General features: G+C 65.2%; 10 protein-coding genes. 6 read left to right on the top strand and 4 right to left on the bottom strand.

The window, feature by feature from the left end; all coding sequences use genetic code 11:
• Position 1: 1 nt before the first annotated feature.
• A complete protein-coding gene (locus PSEST_RS18405) occupies positions 2-1537 on the bottom strand; it encodes an alpha-amylase family glycosyl hydrolase (RefSeq protein ID WP_015278443.1) in 1536 nt (511 codons plus the stop codon).
• 186 nt (positions 1538-1723) lie between these two features.
• Here PSEST_RS18405 and gap point away from each other — a divergent pair, with 186 nt between their 5' ends.
• The 5 genes from gap (at position 1724) to PSEST_RS18380 (ending at position 7028) form a co-directional block, all read left to right on the top strand.
• Entirely contained in the window at positions 1724-2734 is a 1011-nt protein-coding gene (gene gap, locus PSEST_RS18400) for a type I glyceraldehyde-3-phosphate dehydrogenase (protein ID WP_015278442.1), read from the top strand.
• Complete coding sequence (locus PSEST_RS18395) at positions 2734-3315, top strand: cyclodeaminase/cyclohydrolase family protein (RefSeq protein ID WP_015278441.1); 582 nt, start codon at positions 2734-2736, stop codon at positions 3313-3315. The genes gap and PSEST_RS18395 overlap by 1 nt, the downstream gene beginning before the upstream one ends.
• A 160-nt stretch (positions 3316-3475) precedes the next feature.
• Entirely contained in the window at positions 3476-4642 is a 1167-nt protein-coding gene (locus PSEST_RS18390) for an iron-containing alcohol dehydrogenase (protein WP_015278440.1), read from the top strand.
• A gap of 4 nt (positions 4643-4646) precedes the next feature.
• A complete protein-coding gene (locus PSEST_RS18385; RefSeq protein WP_015278439.1) occupies positions 4647-6149 on the top strand; it encodes a CoA-acylating methylmalonate-semialdehyde dehydrogenase in 1503 nt (500 codons plus the stop codon).
• Between the two features lie 90 nt (positions 6150-6239).
• The gene (locus PSEST_RS18380) at positions 6240-7028 is read left to right on the top strand and encodes an IclR family transcriptional regulator (RefSeq protein WP_015278438.1); all 789 of its coding nucleotides are present in this window, start codon (positions 6240-6242) and stop codon (positions 7026-7028) included.
• 1 nt (position 7029) lies between these two features.
• Here the strand turns inward: PSEST_RS18380 and trhA are convergent, their stop codons facing one another.
• The gene (gene trhA, locus PSEST_RS18375) at positions 7030-7647 is read right to left on the bottom strand and encodes a PAQR family membrane homeostasis protein TrhA (RefSeq protein ID WP_015278437.1); all 618 of its coding nucleotides are present in this window, start codon (positions 7645-7647) and stop codon (positions 7030-7032) included.
• Between the two features lie 97 nt (positions 7648-7744).
• Positions 7745-9754 (bottom strand): DNA helicase Rep, encoded by a 2010-nt coding sequence (gene rep, locus PSEST_RS18370; protein WP_015278436.1) that lies wholly within the window; start codon positions 9752-9754, stop codon positions 7745-7747.
• Between the two features lie 245 nt (positions 9755-9999).
• Between rep and PSEST_RS18365 the strand changes: the two genes are divergently transcribed.
• On the top strand, positions 10000-11637 hold the full coding sequence (locus PSEST_RS18365) for a putative bifunctional diguanylate cyclase/phosphodiesterase (RefSeq protein WP_041756780.1): 1638 nt from the start codon (positions 10000-10002) through the stop codon (positions 11635-11637).
• A gap of 38 nt (positions 11638-11675) precedes the next feature.
• On the opposite strand, the gene betT is transcribed toward PSEST_RS18365, so the two are convergent.
• Positions 11676-13649 (bottom strand): choline BCCT transporter BetT, encoded by a 1974-nt coding sequence (gene betT, locus PSEST_RS18360; protein WP_015278434.1) that lies wholly within the window; start codon positions 13647-13649, stop codon positions 11676-11678.
• Between the last annotated feature and the right edge of the window lie 30 nt (positions 13650-13679).

Below are 13679 nucleotides of genomic sequence, written 5' to 3'. Positions count from 1 at the left end.
CTCAGTTCTCCATTGGGCGCAGCACAACGGCCTGCCCCGGGTTAAGGGTGCCGTTGTAAGGCGCGTTCTCTCCGACCCCGTCACTGGCGATCTCGACGTGCCAGTCGCCTGCGTGCGGGTGGGCATGGGGCTGCTCGGAGAAGTTGATGCAGACCAGTCGGCAGTCATCGCCGTGCTGCCTGCGATAGGCCAGTACCTCGGGGTGCGAGGCCAATTCTTCGAAGTCGCCGTGATGCAGCGCCGGGCTGGCTTTGCGTGCGGCGAGCAGGCGCTGGTAGAGCGCGAATATCGAATTCGCTGCGCCGGTCTGCCGTTCCGCAGCCAGTTCAGCGGCATCAGGCGGGAAGGGTAGCCAGGGTTCCGCACCTTGCCAGCCGTGGGGCGGTTCGGCCTGCCAGGGGATCGGCGCGCGGCAGCCGTCGCGGCCGCCCGGGTCGATGCGCGCCTCGTCGCGGATATGCGCATCCTCCAGGCCCAATTCTTCGCCCTGGTAGATGAACGGCGTGCCGCGCAACGTCAGCAGCAGCACCGCAGCCGCCCGTGCGGCGCGCTCGGAGCCCCGGTAACGGCTGCGCTGGCGCACGTTGTCGTGATTCGACAGCACCCAGGTCGGCCAGGCGCCGGCGGGTTGCAGCCAGTGTTCGACCTCGCGGATGCAGGTGCGAAACAGCACCGGGTCCCAGGGCGCGTCGAGTGGGTTGAAATTGAACGCCAGGTGCAGCTCATCGCCGGCGCCGTAGTACTGCAACACGCGCTCGGTGGAGCGGATGTTCACCTCGCCCACCAGCATGCGGTCGCCGGGATAGCTGTCGACCAGCTTGCGTAGACCGCGCAGCACTTCGTGGCTGTAAGGCTGATCGTTGAAGTCCGACAGCGGTTGGCCGGCCTGGCAGCGCGGGTCGTCGGCGAAGCTTAAGTCCTTGCCGGTGCAGTGGATGACGTCGATACGGAAGCCATCGATGCCGCGGTCGAGCCAGAAGCGCAGCACGTCGTGCATCGCCTCGACCACCTCGGGGTTGCGCCAGTTGAGGTCCGGTTGCTTGGCGAGGAACAGGTGCAGGTAGTACTGCTGGGTGTGCTCGTCCCAGGTCCAGGCGCTGCCGGCGCCGAGCGCGGCACGCCAGTTATTCGGCTGGTCACGCCAGATGTACCAGTCGCGCTTGGGGTTGTCCCGCGAGCTGCGCGACTCGACGAACCAGGGATGCTCATCCGAGGTGTGATTGGGCACGAAATCCAGCAGCACGCGGATATTGCGGGCATGGGCTTCGGCGATCAGCCGGTCGATGTCGGCCAGCGAGCCGAACAGCGGGTCGATATCGCAATAGTCGCTGATGTCGTAGCCGGCATCGGCCATGGGCGAGCGGAAGATCGGCGACAGCCAGAGGGCGTCGACGCCCAGCTGCTGCAGATGATCGAGATGGCGCAGTACGCCGTTGAGGTCGCCGATGCCGTCGCCATTGCTGTCGGCAAACGACCGCGGGTAGATCTGATAAACGGTCGCGCCCTTCCACCACGGTGTTCGGGTTGTCTCGCTCATGCCATGTACCCCCTGATTCGTCTCAGGTCGCGGCCGATGCTGCACGACCGCTCTGTCAGGTTTACGACTGGTCAACGGCACATGGGTTCGTTAGTTAATTGATCCTGGTCGGTCCGCGATGAACGCAAGGGTGGATACTCCGCCTAAGCTAACGACAGACTTTCCCCCCCCTCCGAGGAGATTTGCATGCTACGTATTGCCATCAACGGGTATGGACGTATCGGTCGCGCCGTCGTACGAGCGCTGTTCGAGCGTGGGTTGCAGGATCGGGTACAGGTGGTCGCGATCAACGATCTCAGCGACCACAAGACGCTGGTGCATCTGACCCGCTTCGATTCGACCTTTGGTCGTTTTCCCGAGCCGGTTGAGCTGCAGGGCGAGTCGATGGTGGTGCGCGGCCAGGCGATCCGCCTGCTGGCCGAACGCGATGCGACCCAGCTGCCGTGGAAGGAGCTGAATGTCGATGTGGTGCTCGAGTGCACCGGCAAGTTCAAGAAGCGCGCGATGATCGAGCAGCACCTGCAGGCCGGAGCCAGTCGCGTATTCGCCTCGCATCCGCTGGATGGCGGCGACCTGACCGTGGTCTACGGCGTGAATCACCAGCTGCTGGGCGATCAGCGCGTCGTCTCCAACGCCTCGTGCACCACCAACTGCCTGGCGCCGCTGGCCAAGGTGCTGCACGAGGCGGTCGGCATCCGTCAGGGCCTGCTCAACACCGTGCACTCCTACACCAACGACCAGAACCTGCTGGACAAGGCGCACAGCGATCTCTACCGCGCGCGTGCCGCGGCGTTGTCGATGATTCCGTCCACCACCGGTGCGGCCAAGGCCATCGGCCTGGTGCTGCCGGAGCTGGCCGGGCGTCTGGACGGGCTCTCGGTGCGGGTGCCGACGCCGAACGTCTCGCTGGTCGATCTGACCTTCATCGCCGAGAACGCGCCGGCAAGCGTCGAGGCAATCAACGACATCCTGCGTGCCGGGGCGCAGAAGCTGCCGGCCGGCGTCATGGAGTGCAATGAGGAAGCGCTGGTGTCCTGCGACTTCAACGGCTACCCGGCGTCCTGCGTTGCCGACCTCAGCCAGACCCGTGTGCAGGGCGAGCTGGTCAAGGTGATGGCCTGGTACGACAACGAGTGGGGCTTCTCCAACCGCATGCTCGATGTGTTGCTGCATTGGGACGGAGCCAAGTCGGCCTGATGGCCGAAGCCGACCGGCCGGGCGTGGGGCAGGGGCTCTGGCAGCTGAGCCTCGCGCAGTTTCGCCAATCCGTGGCCGAGCGTGCGTTGCCCGGTTGCGGTGCGGTTACCGCAGTCACGGCTGACTTGGCCGTGGCGCTGATCATCAAGGCGCTGCGGGTCAGCGCGGCGCATGGCGGCGCTTCTTGCGAGGCGCTGCTGGCCGAAGCCCGCTCGTTGCTGGGGCGTCCCGGTGCCTTCGCCGATGACGATGTGGCGGTCTTCTCGAAGTTTCTGAAGAGCGACGAGGGGCTGGCGCCCGAACTGTCGCGACAGGCCTGTGCAGTGCCGCTGGCTACGGCACATGCCTGCGTCGAGGCGCTGGGCATCGCCGAGCGCGCCTTGCCGATGGTCGAGCCGGCGTTGCGCTGTGATGTCGAGGCAGCGGTGTTGTTGCTGAGCGCCTGCGTCGATGCCGTACTGCTCAACGTCGAGGCTGATATGGACGAGCTGGATGCGCAGGCGCGGGCCGATGTGCTGTCCGCGCGTGATCGCCTGCGGGAGCAATCGAATCAACTCCGTGATCGTCTGAGCACTCGCTGATCCTGTTTCCCTAAGCACACCCCTAATCCTGAGACGAAAGGTCTCGTTTCAGGTTGACGGCAGCTGCCTGCTCTACCTACTCTCCGATTCATAGTGAGACGTAGGGTCTCAAAATAAGAAGCTGCCGCTTCGTCAGGCAGTCCACATTCGGAGAGTGCCCATGAGTCATCGCATCGTTCTGCCGCGCCTGATGGAAGTCGGCGCCGGCGCCAGCCAGCAACTCGCCCGCGTGCTGAAGGAGCTGGGCTGCAATCGCCCGCTGATCGTCACCGACCGCATGATGGTCGAACTGGGCTATGTCGCCCGTATCGCCGGTCAGCTGGGAGAGGCCGGCATCGCCAGCCAGTGCTTCGCCGATACCCTGCCCGAACCGACCGCTGCTTCGATTCGAGCGGGTGTGGAAATGGTCCGCCAGGGCGATTTTGATTCCATCGTCGCCCTCGGTGGCGGCAGCCCGATCGATTCGGCCAAGGCCATCGGCATCCTCGGCAAGTTCGGCGGCGAGATGCGCGACTACCGCTTCCCGCGCGATGTCAGCGAAGCCGGCCTGCCGCTGATCGCCATCCCCACCACCGCCGGAACTGGCTCGGAGGCGACGCGTTTCACCATCATCACCGACGAGACCAGCGACGAGAAAATGCTCTGCGCCGGCCTCGGCTTCATGCCCATCGCCGCGCTGATCGATTACGAGCTGACCCTCTCGCTGCCGCCGCGGGTCACCGCCGACACCGGCATCGATGCGCTGACCCACGCCATCGAGGCCTATGTCAGCCGCAAGGCCAGCCTCTACAGCGATGCCCAGGCGCTGGAAGCCATGCGTCTGCTGGCACCGAACCTGCGCGCAGCCTTCCACGAGCCGGGCAACCGCGCCGCGCGCGAGGCGATGATGCTCGGCGCGACGTTGGCCGGGATCGCCTTCTCCAACGCCTCGGTGGCGCTGGTGCACGGCATGAGCCGGCCGATCGGTGCCTTCTTTCATGTGCCGCACGGGCTGTCCAACGCCATGCTGCTGCCGGCGATCACCGCCTTCTCGATTCCCGCCGCGCCCGAGCGCTACGCCGACTGCGCGCGGGCGATGGGCGTTGCGGCGCAAACCGACAGTGTCGGGGTGGCGAACGACAAGCTGCTCGCCGAGCTGCGTGCAATCAATCAGGAACTGCAAGTGCCGAGCCCCGAGCAGTTCGGCATCAGCCGCGAGCGCTTCTTCGAGCTGCGCGAGACCATGGCGCGCCAGGCGCTGGCCTCTGGCTCGCCGGGCAACAACCCGCGCGTGCCTACCGAAGCGGAAATCATCGACCTCTACAAAACCGTCTGGAACCAGGAGTGAAGCCATGCAGACCCTCGGCAACCTGATCAACAACGAGGCCGTCGCCGGCCGCTCCGAGCGCCACGCCACTGTCTACAACCCGGCCAACGGCGAGCCACGCCTGTATGTCTCGCTGTCCTCGGCGGATGAAACCCGCGAAGCGATTGCCGCCGCCCAGGCCGCCTTCGACGGCTGGTCGAAGACGCCGCCGCTGGTGCGCGCGCGGGTCATGTTCCGCTTCAAGGAACTGCTCGAACGTCGCCGTGACGACGTCGCCCGGCTGATCACCAGCGAGCACGGCAAGGTCTTTTCCGACGCCCAGGGCGAAGTCACCCGCGGGCTGGAAGTGGTCGAGTTCGCCTGCGGCATCCCGCACCTGCTCAAGGGCGAGTTCTCCTCCAATGTCGGTCGCGACATCGATTCCAACTCGCTGATGCAGCCGCTGGGCGTCTGCGTCGGCATCACCCCGTTCAACTTCCCGGCCATGGTGCCGCTGTGGATGCTGCCGGTGGCCATCGCCTGCGGGAATACCTTCGTGCTCAAGCCCTCGGAAAAGGACCCCAGCGCGACCATGCTGCTCGGCGAGCTGCTGGCCGAAGCCGGGCTGCCGGCCGGTGTGCTGAACATCGTCAACGGCGACAAGGAAGCGGTGGACGTGCTGCTCACCGATGAGCGGGTGCAGTCGGTCAGCTTTGTCGGCTCGACGCCCATCGCCGAATACATCTATGCCACCGCCTCGGCCCACGGCAAGCGTTGCCAGGCGCTGGGCGGGGCGAAGAACCACATGGTGGTGATGCCCGATGCCGATCCGCAGCAGGTGGTCAGCTCGCTGATCGGCGCGGCTTATGGCTCGGCAGGCGAGCGCTGCATGGCCATTTCGGTGGCGGTGTGCGTCGGTGACGAGGTGGCCGACAAGCTGGTCGGCATGCTGCAAGACGAGATCGGCCAGATGCGCACCGGCCCGGGCCTGGGCATCGAGCCCGAGCCGCACATGGGCCCGCTGGTGACCCGTGAGCACCAGCAGAAGGTCAGCGGCTACATCGATCTGGGCGTGGAAGAGGGCGCGACGCTGGTCTGCGACGGTCGTGGCATCAAGGTCGAGGGCCATGAGAACGGCTTCTATGTCGGCCCGACGCTGTTCGACCGTGTCACGCCGAGCATGCGCATCTACCGCGAGGAAATCTTCGGTCCGGTGCTGGCAGTGGTGCGGGTGAAGAGCTTCGACGAGGCGCTGCAACTGATCAACGACCATGAATACGGCAATGGCACCTCGATCTTCACCCGCGACGGCGACACCGCGCGGCAGTTCGAGGAAAACGTCAAGGTCGGCATGGTCGGCGTCAACGTGCCGATCCCGGTGCCGATGGCCTTCCACTGCTTCGGCGGTTGGAAGCGCTCGGTGTTCGGCCCGCTGAACATGCACGGCCCGGATGGGGTGCGCTTCTTCACCCGGATGAAGACCGTGACCCGGCGCTGGCCCACCGGTATCCGCGCCGGTGCCGAGTTCGCCATGCCGACCATGAAGTAACCCGCGCGGCACCGTTGCACAGATGGTGCCGGTCGCTACACTCGTGCGCGCCCTGCGGGGCGCTCATCTCATCGAACGACAAGGCAGACGATGCGCAGCATTCCCCGCGAGAAAGGCTCCTCCATCACCCGCGTGCTGGAAATCATCGAGGCGGTTGCGGCGGCGAAGGAGCCGCTCAGCCCGACGGCCCTGGCCGAACGGCTGGACATTCCCAAGGCCAGCGCGCACCGGCTGGTGCAGACGCTGGAAAAGGAAGGCTTCCTGCAGTTCGGCCTGCGCGGTGGGCTGTTACCGGGCGAGCGCCTGCACGTCGCGGCGCTGAACATCCTGCGCAGCAGCCGGCACAACGCGCTGCGCCAGGCGATCCTGCGCCAGCTCTCCGAAGCCATCGGTGAAACCTGCGGGCTGGCCATCCCGGATGGGCTGGACATGCTCTATTTCGACCGGGTGCAGACCAACTGGCCGCTGCAGATCAACCTGCCCATTGGCAGCCACACGCCGCTCTGGTGCACCGCCAGTGGCAAGCTCTATCTGGCCTCGCTGCCGCCGGAGCAACTGGAGCGGGTGCTGCCGCGCTTGCCGCTACAACGGATGGCGCGCAACACGCTGACTGACCTCAGCGCGCTGCGTGACGATCTGGCGCGGGTGCGTGAAGAACAGCTCGGCACCGATTGCGAGGAGTTCATCGACGGCATGGTCGCCTGTGCGGTGCCGGTGCGGGATGCCGACGGCGAGCTGCTGGCCTGCCTGTTCAGCCATGCACCGGTGATTCGCTGCTCGATGGCGCAGCTGCTGGAGTTCGTGCCGCGGCTGCGCGCCGCGGCGCGCGAGCTGGAAGCCGTGCTCGGCAGCGCGGCGGCGCTGGACGAACAACGCTGAGTCAGATCACGTAGAACAGAATCGCAATGAAGTGCAGCAGGCTGCCAACCATCACGAAGATGTGCCAGATGCCGTGCCAGTGGCGGAAACGGTCGTCGAAGACGAAGAACACGATGCCTACCGTGTAGCAGATGCCGCCGGTCAGCAGCCAGGCGAAGCCGGCACCGCCGAGCGCCGCCAGCAGCGGCTTGACCGCCACCAGCACGATCCAGCCCATCACCGCGTAGATCACCAGTGACAGCACCCGCGCCTCGGAGCGCGGCTTGATCTCCTGCAGCATGCCGATCACCGCCAGGCCCCAGACGATGCCGAACAGCGTCCAGCCCCAGGGGCCGGCCAGAGTGACCAGGCAGAACGGCGTGTAGCTGCCGGCGATCAGCAGATAGATCGACAGGTGATCGAGCTTGCGCATGACCACCTTCGCCCGCCCGCGCAGGCTGTGGTACAGCGTCGAGATGCTGTAGAGCAGGATCAGGCTGAGGCCGTAGATCGCGGCACTGACGATCTTCGCCAGCTCGCCGTCGAGCGCCGCCAGCACCAGCAGCCAAATGGCGCCCAGACAGGCCAGCAGCGCACCGACCAGGTGCGTCCAGGCATTGAAGCGTTCACCGTGGTACATCGAATCCCTCCAGAAGCCGCAATCGGCAAAGCATGCCGCGGTTGGGTTACGGGATACAAACCGGTGCTGAATGCCCCTCGAAAAGAAGGGCGTGGCGTCAGCGCTTGAGCATCGCCCGCATCGCCGCCAGGGCGTCGTTGCCGCGCGCGGCCTTGACCTCCACCGGCGCATCCTCCTGGCCTTCCCAGACCAGGTCCTCGGGCGGCAGTTCGTCGAGGAAGCGGCTCGGCGTGCAGTCGATCACCTCGCCATACTGCTTGCGCTTGGCGGCGAAGGTCAGTGCCAGGTTGCGCTTGGCGCGGGTGATGCCGACGTAGGCCAGGCGCCGCTCTTCCTCGATGGTGTCGGACTCGATGCTGGAGCGGTGCGGCAGAATCTCTTCCTCGAAGCCGATGATGTACACCGAGGGGAATTCCAGGCCCTTGGAGGCGTGCATGGTCATCATCTGCACGCCCTCGGCGCCTTCTTCCTCTTCCTGCTGACGCTCGAGCATGTCGCGCAGCACCAGCTTGCCGATGGCGTCCTCGATGGTCATGTCGCCATCTTCGTCTTTATCCAGCGTGTTTTTCAGCGCATCGACGAGGAACCAGACGTTGCCCATGCGTGCGTCGGCCACCTTGTCGCTGGAGGCGTTCTGGCGCAGCCAGTTCTCGTAGTCGATGTCCATCACCATGCTGCGGATGGCGGCGATCGGCTCGTTGACCACGCATTGCTGGCGGACGTTGTCCATCCAGTGCTTGAAGCGCGCCAGGCGCTCGGCATAGCGGCTGTCCAGATGCGCGCCGAGGCCGATCTCGTCAGCGGCGGCGTACATCGAGATGCCGCGCTCGCTGGCATAGTTGCCGAGCTTTTCCAGGGTGGTGGAGCCGATCTCGCGGCGCGGCACATTGATCACCCGCAGGAAGGCGTTGTCGTCGTCCGGGTTGACCAGCAGGCGGAAGTAGCTCATCAGATCCTTCACTTCCTGGCGGGCGAAGAAGCTGGTGCCGCCGGACAGCCGATAGGGAATCTGGTGGTGCTGCAGCTTCAGCTCCATCAGCTTGGCCTGGTAGTTGCCGCGGTAGAGGATGGCGAAGTCGCTGTAGGGGCGCTGGGTACGCAGGTGTTCGGTGAGGATCTCCAGCGCCACCCGCTCGCACTCGGCATCCTCGTTGCGCGTGCGGATCACCCGGATCTCGTCGCCGTGGCCCATCTCCGACCACAGCTGCTTCTCGAACACGTGCGGGTTGTTGGCGATGAGGATGTTGGCGCACTTGAGGATGCGGCTGGTGGAGCGGTAGTTCTGCTCCAGCATCACCACCTTCAGCGAGGGGTAATCCTCTTTGAGCAGCATCAGGTTTTCCGGCCGCGCGCCACGCCAGGCGTAGATCGACTGGTCGTCGTCGCCGACCACGGTGAACTGGTTGCGCATGCCCACCAGCAGCTTGACCAGCAGATACTGGCTGGCGTTGGTGTCCTGGTATTCGTCGACTAACAGGTAGCGGATGCGGTTCTGCCACTTCTCCAGGATGTCGGCGTGCTCTTGAAAGAGTTTCACCGGCAGCAGGATCAGGTCGTTGAAGTCCACCGCGTTGTACGCCTTGAGCGTACGCTGGTAGTGCAGATAGACGATGGCGGCGGTCTGCTCCTTGGGATTGCGCGCGTTGGCCAGGGCCTCGTCGGGCAGGATCAGATCGTTCTTCCAGCTGTCGATGTAGTTCTTGATCTCATCGGCGCCGTCGTCGCCGGAATACTCCTTCTGCATGATGTCGGTGAGCAGCGCCTTGATGTCGCCGTCATCGAAGATCGAGAAACCGGGCTTGTAGCCCATCCGCGCGTATTCCTTGCGGATGATGTTCATGCCCAGGTTGTGGAAGGTGGACACGGTCAGGCCGCGCGCCTCGGCGCCCTTGAGCAGGCTGCCGACGCGCTCCTTCATTTCGCGCGCGGCCTTGTTGGTGAAGGTCATGGCGACGATATGGCGGGCCTGGATGCCGCACTGCTGCACCAGATAGGCAATCTTGCGGGTGATCACGCTGGTCTTGCCGGAGCCGGCGCCGGCGAGCACCAGCAGGGGGCCGCCGACGTAGTTCACGGCTTCCTGCTGCCGAGGATTGAGTCGGGACATGGAGTTCAGGTCATTCGAAGCGGGGGCGGGAGTTTAACAGGCTGATGCGCCGATGCTGGCCCGTTGCATGCTCAATAAATCACCGATCGTCGCGCATGGGGCTTGGCTGAACGAAATAATGGATTAGTCTTGTGCGCGCTGCAGGAGGCAGGGCATTTGCAAAGGACTGTGCGGGAATCGGGTGCGTGTCGCTCGTCTACAAACCCATCGAGTCTGGAGGCCGCTTGTCAGCGCCCGTGCAAACCATGCCGCTGCTGTTACTTGCCGATCGTCCCGAATGGGCGACGCGGCTGCGTGACTGCCTGCAGGCTTCGCATTGCACGGAGCGGTTGGTCATCGCGGCGAGCTGCGAATCAGCCGGCGAGCTGCTCGCATCGCCCTGCCTGCTGCTGGCGACCCCTCAATGCCGGCCGCCGGTCGGGCGCTATCCCTGGCCGCTGATCCTGCTGCTCGACGAAGAACCAGCGGACTCTCCGGAGGGTGCGGTGGACTGGCTGGTAGCCGATCAGCTGAGCCCCGAGGTGCTGCGCCGTTGCCTGCGCTACGTGCGTGAGCGCTGCAACCTGCAGGGCACCCTGCAGAAGCTCGCCGAGCAGGACCCGCACACCGGTATCGTCAACCGCCAGGGCTTCCAGACGCTGCTGTTCGATGCCCTGGCCGAACACCAGGAGCAGGGCCTGGTGCTGGGTTATCTGGATCTGGACAACTTTCGCCACGTCAACGATGCCCTGGGCCACGAGGCCGGGGACCGGCTGATCCTGCAGGTGGTGGCGCGGCTCAAGGCGCAGCTGGAGGTCGGCGACATGCTGGCGCGGCTGGGCGGCGACGAGTTCGCGCTGTTGCTCGATACCCGCGGTGATCCGCAGCGCGCCGAGGCGGTAGCCGATCGTATCGTCGAGGCATTGGCAGAACCCTACTGGGTGGAAGGCGAGAGCCTGATGCTTGGCTGCAGCATCGGTCTGGCGCGGGCCAGCGCGGGCATCAAGGCCGATCCGCTGCTCTGGCACGCGCAGATCGCCATGCGCCAGGCCAAGGCGAGCCAAGGCTGCACCTGGTGTTTCTATGACGAGCAGGTCAGCCGCAGCGCGCGCAGCCTGGCCGATCAGGAAGGTGAGCTGCGCCGCGCCCTGCGTCGCGGCGAGCTGGAGCTGCACTATCAGCCGCGTCTGTGCCTGGAGAGCGGGCGCATCGTCGGGCTGGAGGCGCTGGTGCGCTGGCTGCATCCGGAAAGAGGCCTGCTGGCCCCGGACGCATTCATACCCATGGCCGAGGAGAGCGGGCTGATCGTGCCGCTCGGCTACTGGGTAATCGCCCGGGCGCTGCGTGATCTGCAAAGCCTGCAGGATGGCGGCGCCGATGCGCTGCACATGGCGATCAACCTGTCGTTTCGCCAGTTCCAGGACAGCCAGCTGCTGCCGACCCTCAACCGCCTGATCGACGAGCGTGGCATCGATCCGCACTGGCTGGAATTCGAACTCACCGAAACCGCGGTGATGCGTCGTAGCGATCAGGTACAGAGCGCCATGAATGCGCTGGGCGAGCTGGGCGTGCGTTTCTCGCTGGATGATTTCGGCACCGGCTTTTCGTCGTTCGTGCACCTGTCCAGCCTGCCGATCACGCTGCTGAAGATCGACAAGAGCTTTGTCGCCGGCATGATCCTGCGGCCGGAGAAACTGCAGCTGGTGCAGGCGATGGTCGGGCTGGCGCACAACCTCGACCTGGAGGTGGTTGCCGAAGGCGTCGAGACGGCTGAACAGCTTGAGCTGCTGCGCCAGTTCGGCGCGCAGCAGGTGCAGGGCTATCTGGTCAGCCAGCCGCTGCCATTGGCCGAGCTGGTTAGCTTCATGAGTGCCGAACGTCTGTCCGCAGGTGTGGCGCACTGATCGGGGGCGTCCTGGCCGTGCCAGGACGCCGGAGCGATTCAGCGGACCATGTGCAGGAAGTGCATGTGTTTCTCGTACTGGCCGAGGATGTCGCTGATGACGTCCTCGCGGCTCCAGCCCATCACGTCGTAATCCTGACCGCCTTCCTTCAGGTGCACCTCGGCACGGAAGTACTTGCGCTCCTCGCGTTCGTCGTCATCGCTGGTGGCGACGAAGCTCGGCATGGCGTAGGCGCGGGGGCGAACCTCGTAGATGAAATCCGGCTCGCCGTCATGGGTGATTTCGAAGCGCAGGCGACGGTCTTCGCCTTCGCTGATCTCGACCACATAGCCCTGCTTGCGCATTTCCTCGGCGATGTCCTCGTAGGCCGGGCGCACCACTTCGGTGATGAAGCGCACCACATGGGCGCGCCGCGGAAACAGCATCAGCGTGCGCAGTCGGCGCTGCCAGCCTCCCGCTGTGCGCGGCGCGCTGGGCGAGGTGCTCAGCGCCTGGTAGCGCAGCCCCTGCTTGGTGGCATCCAGGCGCAGCGCCTTGAGCAGGCCCCACATCGAACAGAGCAGCGCGATGGTGAAGGGCAGGGCGCTGGCGATGGTCGCGGTCTGCAGGGCGGTCAGGCCATCGGCCAGTAGCAGTGCGATGGCCACGCCGCCCATGGACATCGCCCAGAAGATCCGCTGCCAGACCGGCGTGCCCTGTTTGCCGCCGGAGGCGAGCATGTCCACCACCAGTGCACCGGAATCCGCCGAGGTGACGAAGAACACCACCACCATGATGATGGCGATCAGCGAGATGAGCGCGGAGAACGGGAAGTGCTCGAGGAAGGCGAACAGCGCCAGCGAGCTGTCCTGTTCGATGGCATCGCCGAGGCTGGTCACGTGCTCCCAGAGGATCATGTGAATCGCGGTGTCACCGAATACGGTCATCCACAGCAGGGTGAAGGCGGTCGGCACCAGCAGCACGCCGGCGACGAACTCGCGAATCGTCCGGCCTCGCGAGATACGCGCGATGAACAGCCCGACGAAGGGCGACCAGGCCAGCCACCAGCCCCAGTAGAACAGCGTCCAGCCGCCGATCCAGTCGTTCGGCTCGTAGGCGTAGAGGTTGAAGGTCTTGTCGACGATGTCCGACAGGTAGCTACCGGTGTTCTGCACGAAAGTCTGCAGGATGAACACCGTCGGCCCGGCAACGAGCACCATCAGCAACAGCAGTGCTGCCAGTGTCAGGTTCAGCTCGGACAAGCGGCGCACGCCCTTGTCCAGCCCGGTAACCACCGAAACCGTGGCCAACAGCGTGGTGGCGATGATCAGGCCGATCTGCACCGGCACCGAGATCGGCAGGCCATAGAGGTGGTTCAGGCCGGTGTTGATCTGGGTGACGCCCAGACCCAGCGAGGTGGCGACCCCGAGTACGGTGCCGATGATGGCGAAGATGTCCACGGCATGGCCGATTGGCCCGTAGATGCGCTCGCCGATCAGTGGATAGAGCGCCGAGCGCAGCGTCAGCGGCAGGCCATGGCGGTAGGCGAAGTAGGCCAGGATCATCGCCACGATGGCGTAGATCGACCAGGCGTGCAGGCCCCAGTGGAAGAAGGTGATCTTCATCGCCTCGCGCGCGGCGAGCGTGGTGCCGCCTTCGCCGGTCGGCGGCGAGAGGAAGTGCATCACCGGTTCGGCGACGCCGAAGAACATCAGGCCGATGCCCATGCCGGCGGAGAACAGCATGGCGAACCAGGTCAGCGCGCTGTAGTCCGGCTCGCTGTGGTCCGGGCCGAGCTTGATGTCGCCATAGCGACTGAATGCCAGCAGCACCACCATCAGCAGGATGAGTGCGACGGCAAGGATGTAGAGCCAGCTGACGTTGGCGATGATCCAGGCCTGGGTGTCGCCAAACAGGGTTTGTGCGTGGCTCTGGAACGCGACGCTGTAGATCACCAGCGCCAGGATGATAACCGCCGAGCCATAGAAGACCGGGGCGTTGAGGTGGGAAGACGAGGGCTGTTTTGCCTCCATGCTGCGCTCCTTCGGATTGTGTCTGGGGGA

Source organism: Stutzerimonas stutzeri RCH2, assembly GCF_000327065.1.
GTDB classification, from domain to species: Bacteria; Pseudomonadota; Gammaproteobacteria; order Pseudomonadales; family Pseudomonadaceae; genus Stutzerimonas; species Stutzerimonas stutzeri_AE.
Note: the sequence above shows the minus strand (reverse complement) of the source record. Positions and strands in the feature narration are given on the sequence as shown.